At 64.3% G+C, this 15,639-nt stretch carries 16 protein-coding genes and 1 tRNA gene; 11 read left to right on the forward strand and 6 right to left on the reverse strand.

Annotated elements, in window-relative coordinates; all coding sequences use genetic code 11:
• Nucleotides 1–29: 29 nt before the first annotated feature.
• Entirely contained in the window at nt 30–614 is a 585-nt protein-coding gene (locus tag AC1RQP_RS00350) for a CoA-binding protein (protein ID WP_492935543.1), read from the reverse strand.
• A gap of 106 nt (nt 615–720) precedes the next feature.
• Nucleotides 721–1,545: an enoyl-CoA hydratase gene (locus tag AC1RQP_RS00355; protein WP_492935544.1), complete on the reverse strand. Its 825-nt coding sequence runs from the start codon at nt 1,543–1,545 to the stop codon at nt 721–723.
• An 86-nt stretch (nt 1,546–1,631) separates the two neighbouring features.
• Between AC1RQP_RS00355 and AC1RQP_RS00360 the strand changes: the two genes are divergently transcribed.
• From AC1RQP_RS00360 to AC1RQP_RS00385, 6 genes are all read left to right on the forward strand, one after another.
• Nucleotides 1,632–2,060, forward strand: a complete 429-nt coding sequence (locus tag AC1RQP_RS00360) for a PaaI family thioesterase (protein WP_061877809.1) — start codon at nt 1,632–1,634, stop codon at nt 2,058–2,060.
• Nucleotides 2,061–2,217: 157 nt separating this feature from the next.
• Entirely contained in the window at nt 2,218–2,682 is a 465-nt protein-coding gene (gene rplM, locus AC1RQP_RS00365) for a 50S ribosomal protein L13 (RefSeq protein ID WP_011087726.1), read from the forward strand.
• Nucleotide 2,683: 1 nt separating this feature from the next.
• Nucleotides 2,684–3,163 (forward strand): 30S ribosomal protein S9, encoded by a 480-nt coding sequence (gene rpsI, locus AC1RQP_RS00370; RefSeq protein ID WP_028178828.1) that lies wholly within the window; start codon nt 2,684–2,686, stop codon nt 3,161–3,163.
• 229 nt (nt 3,164–3,392) lie between these two features.
• A complete protein-coding gene (locus AC1RQP_RS00375; protein WP_194393673.1) occupies nt 3,393–4,613 on the forward strand; it encodes a GGDEF domain-containing protein in 1,221 nt (406 codons plus the stop codon).
• 57 nt (nt 4,614–4,670) lie between these two features.
• Nucleotides 4,671–4,907 carry a hypothetical protein gene (locus AC1RQP_RS00380; protein WP_131868128.1) on the forward strand — a complete coding sequence of 79 codons (237 nt, stop codon included), beginning with the start codon at nt 4,671–4,673 and terminating at the stop codon, nt 4,905–4,907.
• Between the two features lie 115 nt (nt 4,908–5,022).
• The gene (locus tag AC1RQP_RS00385) at nt 5,023–5,319 is read left to right on the forward strand and encodes an antibiotic biosynthesis monooxygenase family protein (RefSeq protein ID WP_028155908.1); all 297 of its coding nucleotides are present in this window, start codon (nt 5,023–5,025) and stop codon (nt 5,317–5,319) included.
• Between the two features lie 90 nt (nt 5,320–5,409).
• Here AC1RQP_RS00385 and AC1RQP_RS00390 read toward each other — a convergent pair whose 3' ends face one another.
• On the reverse strand, nt 5,410–6,561 hold the full coding sequence (locus AC1RQP_RS00390; protein ID WP_492935545.1) for an AI-2E family transporter: 1,152 nt from the start codon (nt 6,559–6,561) through the stop codon (nt 5,410–5,412).
• 279 nt (nt 6,562–6,840) lie between these two features.
• Between AC1RQP_RS00390 and AC1RQP_RS00395 the strand changes: the two genes are divergently transcribed.
• Nucleotides 6,841–7,614, forward strand: coding sequence for a gamma-glutamyl-gamma-aminobutyrate hydrolase family protein (locus tag AC1RQP_RS00395; RefSeq protein ID WP_319337094.1), 774 nt, complete (start codon nt 6,841–6,843; stop codon nt 7,612–7,614).
• Nucleotides 7,615–7,753: 139 nt separating this feature from the next.
• Here AC1RQP_RS00395 and glnA read toward each other — a convergent pair whose 3' ends face one another.
• Nucleotides 7,754–9,163 (reverse strand): type I glutamate--ammonia ligase, encoded by a 1,410-nt coding sequence (gene glnA / locus AC1RQP_RS00400; protein ID WP_131868134.1) that lies wholly within the window; start codon nt 9,161–9,163, stop codon nt 7,754–7,756.
• A gap of 152 nt (nt 9,164–9,315) precedes the next feature.
• Nucleotides 9,316–9,654, reverse strand: coding sequence for a P-II family nitrogen regulator (locus AC1RQP_RS00405; protein ID WP_007603495.1), 339 nt, complete (start codon nt 9,652–9,654; stop codon nt 9,316–9,318).
• 380 nt (nt 9,655–10,034) lie between these two features.
• Here AC1RQP_RS00405 and AC1RQP_RS00410 point away from each other — a divergent pair, with 380 nt between their 5' ends.
• Entirely contained in the window at nt 10,035–11,534 is a 1,500-nt protein-coding gene (locus AC1RQP_RS00410; protein ID WP_492935546.1) for an NAD(P)H-hydrate dehydratase, read from the forward strand.
• 4 nt (nt 11,535–11,538) lie between these two features.
• On the opposite strand, the gene AC1RQP_RS00415 is transcribed toward AC1RQP_RS00410, so the two are convergent.
• Nucleotides 11,539–12,840, reverse strand: a complete 1,302-nt coding sequence (locus AC1RQP_RS00415) for a multicopper oxidase family protein (RefSeq protein WP_492935547.1) — start codon at nt 12,838–12,840, stop codon at nt 11,539–11,541.
• Between the two features lie 154 nt (nt 12,841–12,994).
• On the opposite strand from AC1RQP_RS00415, the gene AC1RQP_RS00420 reads away from it, so the two are divergent.
• From AC1RQP_RS00420 to AC1RQP_RS00430, 3 genes are all read left to right on the forward strand, one after another.
• Nucleotides 12,995–13,079 (forward strand) — tRNA-Leu (locus AC1RQP_RS00420).
• A 172-nt stretch (nt 13,080–13,251) separates the two neighbouring features.
• Complete coding sequence (gene tig, locus AC1RQP_RS00425) at nt 13,252–14,613, forward strand: trigger factor (RefSeq protein WP_492935548.1); 1,362 nt, start codon at nt 13,252–13,254, stop codon at nt 14,611–14,613.
• 378 nt (nt 14,614–14,991) lie between these two features.
• A complete protein-coding gene (locus AC1RQP_RS00430; protein ID WP_028181340.1) occupies nt 14,992–15,627 on the forward strand; it encodes an ATP-dependent Clp protease proteolytic subunit in 636 nt (211 codons plus the stop codon).
• The last annotated feature ends 12 nt before the right edge of the window (nt 15,628–15,639 follow it).

Consider the following 15,639-nt stretch of genomic DNA (forward strand, 5'->3'; position numbering starts at 1 on the left):
GTTCGCGAAAGAAATCCTTCGCAAGTGCGTCAGCCCTGTTCGCTCTTGTTTTTTGCGGCGCGATCCGATGCAGCGGTTTCGCCGCCGCCGACACTCATCCGATTGAGGGATAGCCGCATGCCATGCGTCGGTGCCGGCGCCCGCTTCGAACTGAGCGTGCGCGAATTCACGCCCATCCAGGAGATTTCGGACGACAGCCGGCCATACTCGATCTTCGGGCAGCGGTTCATGACCACCTTGATGCCGACCGACTCCGCTTTTGCCGCCGCGGCATCGTCGCGTGCGCCGAGTTGCATCCAGATCACCTTCGGCAGCGGATCGAGCGTGAGCGCCTCTTCGACGACAGGCATGATGTGGCTGGAATTGCGAAAGATGTCGATCATGTCGACGGGACGGCCGAGGTCGGAGAGCGAGGCGACGAACGGCTTTCCGAGCAACTCCTTGCCGACATGGCCGGGGTTGATCGGGATCATGTCGTAGCCGCGCTGCGCCAGATATTTGAACGCGAAATAGCTCGGCCGCACGTTGACCGGCGAGGCGCCGACCATCGCGATCGATTTCACGCTGTTGAGGATGCCGCGGATGTAATTGTCGGGATAGGCGTCGTGGTTCATGGCTCGTCTTTTTCCCTGTCATTGCGAGGAGCGAAGCGACGAAGCAATCCAGTCTGTCGCAGAGGAGGGATTTCCTGATTGCTTCGCTTCGCTCGCAATGACGATTTCACTCATCCCGCCATGTCGGCGTGCGCTTCTCGATGAAGGCGCCGATGCCTTCCTCGGCGTCGCGCGCCATCATGTTCTCGGTCATCACCTCTGCCGCATAGCGATAGGCGTCTGCAAGGCTCATCTCGGCCTGGCGGTAGAACGCTTCCTTGCCGAGCTTGATCGTGTAGGCGGATTTCAACGCGACCTTCTGCGCCAGCGCAATCGCGGCCTCGCGCTCGGTGCCGGCGGGGACGACGCGATTGACGAGCCCGATCTCGCGGGCACGCGCGGCCGGAATAGGCTCGCCCGTCAGCAGCATCTCCATCGCCTGCTTGCGCGGCACGTTGCGCGACAGCGCCACCATGGGCGTCGAGCAGAACAGGCCGATGTCGACGCCGGGCGTCGCAAAGCTCGCTGCCTCGGAGGCGATCGCGAGATCACAGCTCGCCACGAGCTGGCAGCCGGCCGCGGTCGCGATGCCCTGGACGGCGGCGACCACCGGCTTTGGCAGCTGCACGATCGCCTGCATCATCGCACTACAGGCGTTCATCATCTCGGCGAAGAAGGCGCGGCCGCGATCCGGATCGGTGCGGCGTGCGGTGAGTTCCTTCATGTCGTGGCCGGCGGAGAAGGCGGGGCCGTGGGCCGCGATCACCACGCCGCGGACGGCCTTGTCGTCGCGGATCTCATTGAGCTCGGCATGCAGGCTCGCGATCATCGCCTCCGACAGGCTGTTGCGCGCGGCCGGGCGGTTGAGCGTCAGGACCGCGATGCTGCCGATCGTCTCGCGCAGCAGGATCTGTGGTTGCGGGGAGGGGGTGCGGGCGGCCTGGACGGACATTGACGCGATTTCCGCTAAGTGATTGCAATTGGATGACGCAGATAACTTAATGTAACAGAGCAAGCGAAGCGAGGGTGGGGAACGGTATGGCGGTAGCGAGGATGAGCGTGGCGGAGCTTGAGCTGTTCCTCCGTGATGAATTTCCCCAGGCCTTCAGCGGTGACGACATCACGATCGAGAGCGCGGACGGCCAGACCTGCCTCCTGCGCCAGCGCTACAGCGAACGGATGCTGCGGCCGGGTGGAACCGTGTCGGGCCCGACGCTGATGGCGCTCGCCGATTTCGCGATGTACGTGGTGCTTTTGTCGGCGATCGGGCCGATCGGGCTCGCGGTCACCACCAACCTCAACATCAATTTCCTGCGCAAGGGCCAGCCCGGGCAGGACGTGCTGGCGGAGGCGCGGTTGCTCAAGCTCGGCAAGCGCCTCGCGGTCGGGGAAGTGAACCTGCTGTCGGGGACCTCGCCCGACCCGATTGCCCATGTCACCTCCACCTATTCCATTCCAAATGTTTGATGTTTTTGCAGGTAATATGGCACCATATTTGTAAGTGTCTGATTTCACGAATGTAATTTCCGTCGCTGGGCATTGACCGTGGCGCGTCTCTTCTCTAGAACCCGCGCAGTCCGGTGCGGTGTTCGCGCCGATGCTCCCCGTCCACGGAAACTCTGACATGAAAACCTTTTCGGCAAAGCCGGCTGAGGTGACGAAGAAGTGGGTGCTGATCGACGCCAAGGGTCTGGTCGTCGGCCGTCTCGCCACCATCGTCGCCATGCGCCTGCGCGGCAAGCACCTCCCGACCTACACCCCGCACGTCGATTGCGGCGACAACGTCATCATCATCAACGCGCAGCATGCGGTCCTCACCGGTCGCAAGCGCGAGCAGAAGACCTATTACAAGCACACCGGCTATGTCGGCCACGTCAAGGAGCGCACCGCGCGCCAGATCCTCGAGGGCAAGCATCCCGAGCGCGTGCTCGAGAAGGCCGTCGAGCGCATGATTCCGCGTGGTCCGCTCGGCCGCGTGCAGATGGGCAACCTGCGTGTCTACGGCGGGGCCGATCATCCGCACGAGGCGCAGCAGCCCGAGAAGATCGACATCGCCAAGTTGAACCGCAAGAACACGAGGGCCGCATAACATGGCCGAATCCATCCAGTCGCTCGACCAGCTCTCGCAGCTCAAGACGGCGGCAGCGCCCGAGGCGCCCAAGCACGAGAAGAAGGTCGACAAGTTCAACCGCGCCTATGCCACCGGCAAGCGTAAGGACGCGGTCGCCCGCGTCTGGATCAAGCCGGGCGCCGGCAAGGTCACCGTCAACTCGCGCGAGGTCGAAGTCTATTTCGCCCGTCCCGTGCTGCGCATGATGATCGAGCAGCCGTTCTCGGTGGCGCAGCGTTCGGGCCAGTACGACGTGATCTGCACCGTCGCCGGCGGCGGCCTGTCCGGCCAGGCCGGCGCGGTCCGTCACGGCATCTCCAAGGCGCTCACCTATTTCGAGCCGGAGCTGCGCGGCGTGCTCAAGAAGGGCGGTTTCCTCACCCGCGACTCGCGCGTGGTCGAGCGCAAGAAGTACGGCAAGGCCAAGGCCCGCCGGTCCTTCCAGTTCTCGAAGCGTTAATCGTTTTTGTCGCATTCGCCGCGAAAGCGGCTTCAATGAGATGCAAAAGGGCGCTGATTTCAGCGCCCTTTTTGCTGTTCGTTTGTATGCAAATTGAAGGCGTGTTTCCCGAAAACTTGGGCACCGGCGAAAACCTGAATGGAACCCGCCAGACATAGCGTCGCATTCGGAAGGGCGCGCAAATCGGATGTGCCGATCGCGTAACTGCTATGTTCTAGAGGGGGCCGACATGATGTCGCTCGATAGCATCACGCTCTATTTGGTCGCCACCATGGTCGCCGCACTGCTCGGCGCCATGATGGTGTTTTTCGGCAAGCAGGAGAACAGCCCAGCGCTGAAATGGTGGGGCACCGCCTATCTGCTCGGTGCCGCCTCGGTCGCGCTGTGGACCGCGGCGGGCGACAGGCTGGGCCCCCATATTTACCTTGCGCTGAACGCCGTCGGTTTCGTCGCCTGCGGCATGGTTTGGAATGCGGCGCGCGTCTTCCACGGCCGCAAGCCGAACTGGCCCGGTCTCGTGCTTGGTGCGCTCGCCTGGGTCACTGCTGCGACGCTGCTCGATCCCGCCGCGTCCATGCTGCGCATGCTCCTCGGTGCCGGTATCGTCTCGATCTATGCGGCGCTGACCGCGAGCGAGCTCTGGGTCGAGCGGCGCAAGAGCCTGCAACGGCGCTGGCCCGCCTTCGTGGTGCCGGTGATGCACGGCTGCGTGTTGATGCTGCCGATCCTGATCGGCAGCTTCCTGCGTCCGCACGATGCTGGCTTTTCATCGAGCATCTGGGTGACCGTGTTCGCGGTCGAGCTCGTGCTCTACGCCGTCGGCACCGTGTTCGTGATCTTCATGCTGGTGTCGGAGCGCACCGTCACCGCGCACCGGACCGCGGCGTCCACCGATCCTTTGACCGGCATGCTCAATCGCCGCGGCTTCTCGGAAGCCTGCGCACGCGTGATCGAGCGCGAGGCCAAGGCCGGGCGGCCCGTGACCGTGATGATCTTCGACATCGACCACTTCAAGTCGATCAACGACCGCTTCGGCCATCCCGCCGGCGACGAGATGCTGAAGCTGTTCTCCACCGTCGTCGTCAGCAACTTGCGCATCTCCGATCTCTCGGGACGCATCGGCGGCGAGGAGTTCGCCGCGCTCCTGCCGTGTTCGCTGGAGGAGGGCGTGCTGGTCGCCGAGCGCGTGCGCGAAGCGTTCGAGACCTCCGGCGTCGTGGTCGACGAGGGCCCGGTCGACACCACGGTCAGCATCGGCGTCGCCGGCGGTCCGGCCGGCACCGAGCTCGAAGTGCTGCTGGCCTCGGCCGACACCGCGCTCTACCAGGCCAAGCGCGGCGGCCGCAACCGCGTCGAGGCGGCCGAGGAGCTGCCACTGTCGCTGGAGAACTGGCGCCGCCAGAGCGCGGCACGGATCGGCGCGCCGCAGGCGCGTCCAGCCACGGCCTGACTCGCAGGGGCGTTGCGGTAATCCTCTGTTTACCGTTCGATTCCTACCATTGCGGTCATGGAATCGATCCGTCGACAGAATCCGCAAATCACCCTGATGTCGCTCGAAGCAGCCGCGGCGTCCGCACGCGGCGGCTTCGCCTGTCTCTTCTCGACCGCCGACGAATACGAGACGGCGCTGATCGCCGAGCGTCGCGCGCAGGGGCGCTATGGCCAGCACCGCAGCTATTGGCCGTTCGCGATGTTCGTCGGTTGCGTGTTCATCGTTGCGGGCACCGTTCTGCTGCTCGCCTGACAGGCCTGCATTCAAGAGACCTGCATATTCCAGGGACCGAGGCGCCGTTTTCGGCGCCTTTTTCTTTGTCGCCGTCTGCGGTAGACACGCCGATCGAACGAAAGGGTGGAAACCGATGATCACCGAGATCGCGCAAATCGACGTCAAGCCGGGTAGCGAGAAGGATTTCGAGGCGGCCGTCGCCAAGGCCAAGGCCGCCTTCGGCGGCTCCAAGGGGTTTCACGGCTTCGAGCTGCACAAATCCATCGAGAAGCCGCAGCGCTATCGGCTGATGGTGAAGTGGGCGACGCTGGAGAACCACACCGTCGACTTCCGCGGCTCGGAGAATTTCACCGAATGGCGCGGCCTCGTCGGCCAGTATTTTGCCTCGCCCCCCGAGGTCGAGCACACCGAGACCGTGCTGACGACCTGAGCGGCTCTATTTCTGGAGCATGATCTCCGCGCAAACGCGTTCCGCGTTTGTCGCGAAGGAAAACCGCTGCGCACTTTTCCGGATCATGCTCTACGCCGCCTCGGCGAGCGGCGGCGCCTCATACGTCTTGAAATGGTCGATCATGACCTTGGCGATGGCGACCAGCGGCAGCGCCAGCGCGAGGCCCCAGATGCCGAACACGACGCCGAGCAGGATCTGGAACGCGAACAGCGTGGCCGGCGGGATGTCGAGCGCCTGCCGCTGCAGGATCGGCGTCAGCACGTAGCTCTCCATGGCGTGCACGCCCATGAAGAGGAGAAAGGCCGACAGGGCGGGAATCCAGCCCGAGGCGAGGCTCGCCAGCACCACGATGACGCCGGCGATGATGGCTCCGACAGTGGGGATGAACGCGAGCAGGCCCGCCTGGATCCCTAAGATGAACGCGCCGGGGATGCCGATGATCGCAAGCCCGATCCAGGTCACGACACCGACCGCGATCATGACGACGATCTGGGCGATCAGCCAGCGCTCCAGCGTTTCGCTGATACGGTCGATGACGAGGGCCACACGCGTGCGGTGCCTTGCCGGTGCCAGGAACAGCAGGCCGTCATGATAGACGCCCGGCTGGGCGGCGAAGGCAAGGCCCAGGAACAGTACGATGAAGATGTTGCCCACGCCGTGAATGGTGCCGAGCAGCAGCTTGAAGGTCTGGCTGACGATCGCCCCGCCGCTGGAGGCGAGCGCGCCGGCACCGGGCAAGGGCCCGCGCGATGGCGCCGCTGGCGCGGGCGTCGCGTCCGGCGAGGTCGCGGCCGAGGCGTCCGACGCAGCGTTGCCGAGATCGAAGAAGCTGGTGTCGATGCCGTGGGTTTCCAGGAAGGACCTGACATTCACGATCTGCGACTTGATGGTCTTGCTCAGCAGCGAGGCCTGTTCGGCAATGGTGGCGCCGCCCAGATAGGCGATGCCCGCGAGAAGCAGGGCGAGCGCGACGCAGACGATCGCAAGTCGGACCGTATGAGGCAGGTGAACCCGGCGGCCGAGCGCATGGACCAGCGCGTTGAGACCGAGGCCGAGCAGCATGCCGGTGAAGATCAGCAGCAGGGTGGCCGCAAAATACCAGGTGAAGGCGAGCAGTGCGGTGAACAGCACGACCCCGATGCCTCCGACCGAAATCGCCCAGGCCTGATCCCGAGCCAGGTCGCTGCGGGTCCGGAGGCGTTCATCTCTGGGAATCGTCACATTGGATCCTTTTCGAGGGGGGCGGCGCCAGCGCACTCTTTCGCGAAATCCTGGCGCGGATCAAGCGGGACACGCGCCGGATCGGCGCGCTGGTCGCCAACGCGGGGCTGTAAGTCCCCTTCGAGCGATCGGACTCGCCGCCGCCCGGCCTGCCACGGCGCTCCAGTCCGGGTATTTGCGCGAAAATAGCATTGCCGTCCCGCGATCCCTTCTGTTGAATTTGTTCCATCGGAGGGGCATGTTGACAGAATCTTCTTACCTGGAGGCGCGGAACGACAGATGAGAAAGCCGGTCGTCGGCGTGATCGGGAATTCCCATCGCGTCGAAAATCGATTTCAGGTCCAGATGGTCGGCGAGCGAAACCTGCGCGCCGTGGCTGAGGTCTCCGGCGGCTTGCCGGTGATGTTCGCGGGTTCGCCCGACATCACGGATATCGCGGCGCTGCTCGATACCGTGGACGGCATCATTCTCACCGGCGCCCGCGCGAACGTGCACCCGACCCGTTTCAACGTCGATCCTTGCGAGAAGCACGAGCCCTACGACATCCACCGCGACGAGGTGGCGCTGGCGCTCTCAGTTGCCTGCGTCTCCCGCGGCATCCCGCTGTTCGGCATCTGCCGCGGTCTCCAGGAGATGAACGTCGCCTTCGGCGGCTCGCTGCATCCCGAGATCCGCGAGATCCCGGGCCGTATGAACCATCGCATGCCCCGGCTCGAGAACGGCGAGATCCATCCCGATCCGACGGTGGTGTTCGCCGACCGCCATGACGTCGACCTGACGCCGGGCGGGGCGTTTGCGAAAATCCTCGGCTGTGAGAAGATCCGGGTGAATTCGCTGCACGGCCAGGGCATTCTCGAACCCGGCAAGCGCGTTCTGATCGAGGGCGTCGCCGAGGATGGCACCATCGAGGCGATCCGCATCGCTGAAGCCCCGGCCTTTGCGCTCGGCGTGCAATGGCATGCGGAGTACGATCCGCAGCACAACCCGATCAACCGCAAGCTGTTCGAGGCCTTTGGTCAAGCGTTGGCCGCGCGGCAAAAGGCGGCGGCGTAGCTAGCGCTGTGTCCGGACACGCTGCAGCGTTCCTAGGCTGCCCGCACCATCAGCCGCGTGACGCGGCTGCGGCGTCCTCAAACGAAAAGGCGCCCCCTTCCGGAAGCGCCTTTTGCCTGTCGCGGTCTGTTCGAGCCGCTCAGCCCGAATAGTACATGTCGAACTCGATGGGGTGCGGGGTCATCTCGAAGCGCTCGACCTCGGTCATCTTCAGCTCGATATAGGCGTCGATGAAGTCGTCGTCGAACACGCCGCCGGCCTTGAGGAAGGCGCGGTCCTTGTCGAGGTTCTCGAGCGCCTCGCGCAAGCTGCCGCATACCGTCGGGATCTGCTTCAGCTCTTCCTTCGGCAGGTCGTAGAGGTCCTTGTCCATCGCCGGACCCGGATCGATCTTGTTCTTGATGCCGTCGAGGCCGGCCATCAGCATCGCGGCGAAGCCGAGATAGGGATTGGCGAGCGGATCGGGGAAGCGCACCTCGACGCGCTTGGCCTTCGGCGAAGCGGTGTAGGGGATGCGGCAGGAGGCCGAGCGGTTGCGCGCGGAATAGGCGAGCAGCACGGGGGCCTCATAGCCCGGGACCAGACGCTTGTAGGAGTTGGTCGAGGGGTTGGTGAAGGCGTTGATCGCCTTGGCGTGCTTGATGATGCCGCCGATGTAGTGGAGGCAGGTCTCCGACAGGTCGGCATATTTGTTGCCGGCGAACACCGGCTTGCCGTCCTTCCAGATCGACTGGTGCACATGCATGCCCGAGCCGTTGTCGCCATAGACCGGCTTCGGCATGAAGGTGGCGGTCTTGCCGTAGATGTGCGCGACCTGATGGATGCAGTACTTGTAGATCTGGAGGTGGTCGGCCATCAGCGTCAGCGTGTCGAACTTCATGCCGAGCTCGTGCTGGGCGGAAGCGACCTCGTGGTGATGCTTCTCGACCTTGACGCCCATCTTGGCCATGGCCCCGAGCATCTCCGAGCGCATGTCCTGCACGGAGTCCTGCGGCGGCACCGGGAAATAGCCGCCCTTGGTGCGGACGCGGTGGCCGAGATTGCCGCCCTCATATTCGGTGTCGGAATTGGTCGGCAGCTCCGAGGAGTCGAGGCGGAAGCCGGTGTTGTAGGGGCTGGAGGAGAAGCGCACGTCGTCGAACACGAAGAACTCGGCTTCGGGGCCGACGAACACGGCGTCTCCCACGCCCATCGACTTCACCATCGCCTCGGCCTTCTTGGCGATGCCGCGGGGGTCGCGGTTGTAGGGCTCGCCGGTGGTCGGCTCGAGCACGTCGCAGGTGATGACCATGGTGGTCTCGGCGAAGAACGGATCGATCGTCGCGGTCACCGGATCGGGCATCAGGCACATGTCGGACTCGTTAATCGCCTTCCAGCCGGCGATCGAGGACCCGTCGAACATCGTCCCTTCGGCGAAGATGTCTTCATCGATCATGCTGACGTCGAACGTGACGTGCTGCCACTTGCCGCGCGGATCGGTGAAGCGCAGGTCGACGTACTTGACGTCGTTGTCCTTGATCGATTTCAGGACGTCTTTGGCGGTCTTCATGCATACCCCTTTTGGCTCTGCGGATCGGTTTCCAGATGAGCAAACTCGTTCTCGCTTTGGGCGAGTTTTGCGCGACCGCACAAACGAAATCAGGCCGCCGAAGCAGCCTTATTTCTTGTCGGAGTGTCGCAAAATGCGGGATAGCACCCGGCTCAGATAGCGTCCAGCCCGGATTCGCCGGTCCTGATGCGGATCGCCTCTTCGATGTTGGAGACGAAGATCTTGCCGTCGCCGATGCGGCCGGTCTGCGCGGCGCGGCGGATCGCGTCGATGGCGCGCTCGACCAGATCGTCGCCGATCACGATCTCGATTTTTACCTTCGGCAGGAAGTCGACGATGTATTCTGCGCCGCGGTAAAGTTCGGCGTGACCCTTCTGCCGGCCGAAGCCCTTGGCTTCGGTGACGGTGATGCCCTGAAGGCCGACTTCCTGAAGCGCTTCCTTCACCTCGTCGAGCTTGAATGGCTTGATGATGGCTTCGATTTTCTTCACTGCGCGACTCCCGGCCTCTCGATCAAATAGCAACGTCTTCGTCAGGATGCGCATTTCTCAACGCACGATCTTGTCTTCATCTATGCCGGGATCCCTGACCAGTCCGGCAACAACGGCCGGCCACACCCTAAGATGCCAGTGAGCACGACGAACCGAAGCGGCTTCCTCGAAAGCAGGGTCTATGCCAAGTTGCAAATGCCCTGGTTATTGGAGCGTTATCAGCCTTTTAACGAGCATCCCTGGGTGGTGGCGCCGATCTGCACAAAATACCGAAGACTACGAAATAGGCAAACGGTTCAATATATGTGCAGATCGATGTTTTCGCCGTCGGATCGGCACGGAAGGTGCCTGTTGAAGAGGCGATTGTACTAGGAAGTGGCATGGAAGTTCTGACCAACGCCGAAATGCAGCGCGCCGACCAGCTCGCCATTGCGGCCGGTACGCCCGGCTTCAAGCTGATGCTGAGCGCGGGCCAGGCGGTCGCCAAGGCCGCCCATGCGCTGGTGGAGGAGGGGCCGATCCTGATCGTGGCCGGCCCGGGCAATAATGGCGGCGACGGCTTTGTCGCGGCCGCCGAGCTCGCCGCGCAGGGGCGGGAGGTCTCGGTGATCCCGATGTGCGAGCGCGATCAGCTCCAGGGCGATGCGGCCTCCGCGGCGCGCGGCTGGAAGCATCCGGTGCTTCCGTTCAACCCCCAGGCAATCGGAAAGCCTGCGCTGATCGTCGATGCGCTGTTCGGCGCCGGTCTCAGCCGTCCCGTCGACGGCGAGGCGCGCGAAATGATCGAGGCGATCAACGCCAACGGTGCCCCGGTGCTCGCGGTCGACCTGCCGAGCGGCATCAACGGCACCAGCGCGGCCGTCATGGGGGTGGCGGTGAACGCCACCGAGACCGTCACCTTCTTCCGCAAGAAGCCGGCGCATCTGCTTCTGCCCGGGCGGATGCATTGCGGCCGCGTGCGCGTCGCCGACATCGGCATCGATGCGCAGGTGCTGGACGAGATCGCGCCGCAGACCTTCGAGAACGATCCGGACCTCTGGGGCGCCGCCTTTCCGGTGCCGCGCATCGATGGCCACAAATACGCGCGGGGTCACGTGCTGGCGGTGTCCGGCGATGCGGCAGCGACAGGCGCCGCGCGGCTCGCTGCGCGCGGAGCGCTGCGGGCTGGCGCAGGCCTCGTGACGCTGGCGAGCCCGCGCGATGCGCTCGCGATCAATGCGGGCGCGCTGACTGCTGTGATGGTTCGCCCCGTCGACACCGCGATCGAGTTCGGCGAGCTGCTCGGCGACAAGCGCTATAGTACCTGCATCATCGGTCCCGGCGCGGGCATCGGTGAGCGCACCTGCGACCTCGTTCACACTGCCCTCAACGCGCAGCGGCATCTGGTGCTCGATGCGGATGCGCTGACGAGCTTTGCCGCGACCCCCGAGCGCCTGTTCGAATCGATCAAGTCCTCGCGGGACAATGCGGTGGTGCTGACCCCGCATGAGGGCGAATTTCCGCGCCTGTTCTCCGATCTCAGCAACAAGCATCCCGGCCGCTCCAAGCTCGAGCGCGTCCGCGCTGCCGCCGAACGCTCCGGCGCCGTCGTGCTCCTGAAAGGCCCGGACACCACCATCGCCGCCCCTGACGGCCGCGCCACCATCGCCGCCAACGCGCCGCCCTGGCTCGCCACGGCCGGTGCCGGCGACGTGCTCTCCGGCATCATCGCAGGGCTCCTGGCGCAAGGCGTCCCGGCTTTCGAAGCCGCCAGCATCGGCGTGTGGATGCACGGCGAGGCGGCAAGCGAGGCGGGGCCGGGTCTGATCGCCGAGGACCTCACCGAGACCCTGCCGGCCGTGCACCGGCGCATCTACGACGCGCTTGGGGTGGAATACTGAGCCCTCACTCCACCGCGTACCAGCGCACCAGGCGCGGCGCGGCCCAGTCGGTTGCGACGGATTCGATCAGCCAGCGTCCGGGTGAGATTGCCGCGAATGCGATGCGCTGGGTCTGGCCGGGCTCGATCGCGAGCGTGTCGAGCCAATAGGGCTTCCAGCCGTCGTCGAGCGTGTCGAGCAGGCGGAAGGGGTGGCCGTGCAGATTGAAGATGGTGGCGATCGGACCGGAGTTCTTCAGCGTCAGCACGACCGTGCGGCCGGGCTTGGCGCGGAAGACGGGGGCGGAGGCCGTGGAGAAGTTCGCGGGCCGCGTCCAGGCGGCGTCGGCTGCGCCAAGCGCGACATCGAACCGCAGGGCGCCTCTCAGATCGAGCTTCTCGGGAAGGTCGTTCGAAGGGAGCGGCTGCGGCGGCAACAGCGGCGCGCGCTCCAACTTCCCGGAGATGACGAGGCTTCCGACCTGGCGCGCCTCCTTGCCGTCATGGAGCAGGAATGGGGCCGATGTCGCTGCATCCACAAATGCGTCGGCTCGCGCGCCCGGGGCCAGCACCAGGGCGCCATTGCGGGCGGGGAACGGCTCGGCCGGCTGGCCGTCCAGGGCCATCACGCGGACCTCGTGGCTTCCCAATCTGATCGCCAGAACAGTACGTTGGGAGCCGTTGATGAAGCGCAGTCGCAGCCGCTCATTGGCCGCGGCTGAGAGTTCGAATGAAGTTCTGCCATTGACCGTGTAGAGCGGTGTCGTGTCCTTCGGGTCCTGGCCCGGCGGGACCGCGGTGCCATCCGGCCGCAGACGCCATTCCTCGATCAGCAGGACCTCGTCACGGTCGGCGGCAACCCGGCTGGTCTCGGCCACGATGATCGGGAGCGGGCGCGCAGGCTGCTTCAGGCTGCCCTCGAAGAGACGGAAGTCCGCCAGCAGGGTTCCCGCGTTTGGTGTTGAAATAATTGATGTTTCGGTCGTGTCTGGTGCGGCGGGCGCGCGCCCTCGCAGCGGGTCGGCGGCAGTCGCGCCATTGAGGCCGTACCAGACCGGCGCAAGTGGCACAGGCAGGTCGTTGCGAAACACCACCTCGCATCGGTCGCCGCGCTTGAGACGGACGGTCCCGAGATGGCTTACGGCGGCCAGCTCCCAGATTGCTGTAGCTGGTTGCCCCGCCTTCGAAGCCAGGGTTGCCGGCCTTGCCTGAAGCGCAAGCTGGGCGGTCACAAGCGGCCCTGCGCCGCCGGTCATCAACCCGGCCGCCGAGGCCCCGAGACCGGCCAAAACCTCGCGTCGGGTCGGGTCAGGAATCCGCGGTTTCATGGGGCGATCCGGATCATGCCGCGCTGGATAAGTCCAGCCATCGTGCCTACTTGAAGCATGCCTCCAACCAGCCATTTTTTTGCTGCGAACAGTCAGGCACATGCTATAAGCCCGGCCGCCCGCGGCATCGCGGCCGGTCTTGATGCAAATTCACGCGGGCGTGGCGGAACTGGTAGACGCGCTGGATTTAGGTTCCAGTGACGAAAGTTGTGGGGGTTCGAGTCCCTCCGCCCGCACCAAGCGCTTATCGCGTTTGCACGGATTACGAGACCTGCTTCTGCGGATGATCGTCCGTCTGGAGCCGGTCCGATGAACCACCGGTGGTGAGGCGTTTGCCTCGCGCCGGATCGATTAATGACAGCGTCCCGACGCGCGACGTGCCGGGACCGAACGAGAAGAAGATTGGACGCCATGCAGGTCACAGAAACCCTCTCGGAAGGTTTGAAGCACGAGTTCAAGATCAGCGTTCCCGCGTCTGATCTCGATGCCAAGGCCGGCGCCAAGCTCGTCGACCTCAAGGACAAGGTCCGCATCAACGGCTTCCGTCCGGGCAAAGTGCCGGTCGCGCACCTGAAGAAGGTCTATGGCCGCTCTGTGATGGCCGAAACCATCGACCAGACCATTCGCGACACCAACACGCAGCTGTTCTCCGAACGCGGCTTCCGCCTCGCGACCGAGCCGAAGATCACCATGCCGACGGAGCAGAAGGATGTCGAGGAGCTGCTGAGCGGCAAGACCGATCTGACCTACACGGTTGCGATCGAAGTGGTGCCGGCGATCGCGCTCGCCGACTTCAAGACCTTCCAGGTCGAGAAGCCCGTCGCCGACGTCACCGACACCGACGTCGACGAGGCGATCAAGCGCATCGCCGATACCAACCGCACCTTTGCCGACAAGGGTGAGGGCGCCAAGGCGGCCTCGGGCGACCGCGTCACCATCAACTTCAAGGGCAGCATCAACGGCGAAGTCTTCGAGGGCGGCACCGGCGAAGGCATCCAGGTCGTGATCGGCTCCAACACCTTCATCCCGGGCTTCGAGGAGCAGCTGATCGGCATCGGCGCGAACGAGACCCGCACGCTGAAGGTGTCGTTCCCCAAGAACTACATGAACGACAAGCTCGCCGGTCAGCCGGCCGAGTTCGAGACCACTGCGACCCTGATCGAGGCGCCGCAGGACCTTGCGATCGACGACGCATTCGCCAAGTCGCTCGGCCTGGAATCGCTGGACAAGCTCAAGGAAGCCGCGCGCGAGCGCCTTTCTGCCGAGTTCGCGACCGCGACGCGCCAGCGCGTCAAGCGCGCGCTGCTCGATCGCCTCGACGAGGCGCATCGCTTCGAGGCGCCGCCTTCGCTGGTCGACGAGGAGTTCAATTTGATGTGGAACTCGGTCAAGGCCGAGATGGATTCCGCCGGCAAGACCTTCGCCGACGAGGACACCACGGAGGACGCCGCCAAGGAGGAGTACCGCAAGATCGCCGATCGCCGCGTGCGGCTTGGCCTCGTGCTCTCCGAGATCGGCGAGAAGAACAAGATCACCGTGACCGACGACGAGGTCGGCCGCGCCGTGATCGAGCGCGCGCGCTCGATGCCCGGCCGCGAGAAGGAGGTCTGGGACTATTACCGTAACAACGCCCAGGCGTTGGCCCAGCTTCGTGCACCGATCTACGAGGACAAGGTCGTCGACTTCATCCTCGAACTCGCCAACGTGACCGAGAAGAAGGTCTCGCGCGAGGACCTCTACAAGGACGACGACGCGGAAAAGACCGCAGCCTGAAGGGTCTGTAGCGTTTTCGAGCGAAGTGGATACCGGTTCGCGTAGAGAAAACGCGTCAAAACCAAAATCCAGAGGCCCGTTCCGATACCATCGGAATGGGGCTCTGAGACAGTCTTCCATTAAGGATGATCAGCGAAGGGGCCCAGCTAGCCAGATGGCCGGCTGGGCCTCTTTGTACGAATCAGCTTCAACTGGTTCGAGGATTAAGCCTTAATGCGCTCCGCACTTGTCAGGAGCGAATTGGGCTATATCTGTCGCTACGCCTTCTACCTCTACCAAGTTCCTGCATCACAGGACGTCCATTCGCCCTTCCGGCAAATCCAGCCAAACTGGCGGCCAGGCCCGGCGATGTCCGTCTCCGAAAACCCTAGGTGACTCATGCGCGATCCGGTTGAAACCTACATGAACCTCGTGCCCATGGTGGTCGAGCAGACCAACCGTGGCGAGCGCGCCTACGACATTTTCTCGCGCCTCCTGAAGGAGCGCATCATTTTCCTGACCGGGCCGGTCGAGGACGGCATGTCGACGCTGGTCGTCGCGCAGCTGTTGTTCCTCGAGGCGGAAAACCCGAAGAAGGAAATCTCGATGTACATCAATTCGCCGGGCGGCGTGGTGACGTCGGGCCTTGCGATCTACGACACCATGCAGTTCATTCGCCCGCCGGTCTCGACGCTGTGCACGGGCCAGGCGGCCTCGATGGGCTCGCTGCTGCTCGCCGCTGGCGAGAAGGACATGCGCTTCTCGCTGCCGAACGCGCGTATCATGGTGCATCAGCCCTCCGGCGGCTTCCAGGGCCAGGCCACCGACATCATGCTGCACGCCCAGGAAATCCTCAACCTGAAGAAGCGTCTCAACGAGATCTACGTCAAGCACACCGGCCAGACCTACAAGGCGATCGAGGATGCGCTGGAACGCGACAAGTTCCTGACTGCGAACGACGCCAAGGAGTTCGGCCTGGTCGACAAGGTCATCGACAGGCGCGCCGAGGAGCCGGCGCCGGTGAAGGCTCCGTAGCACTACGGTCGT

It is taken from the genome of Bradyrhizobium sp. GW821-FHT13H06, assembly GCF_058803975.1.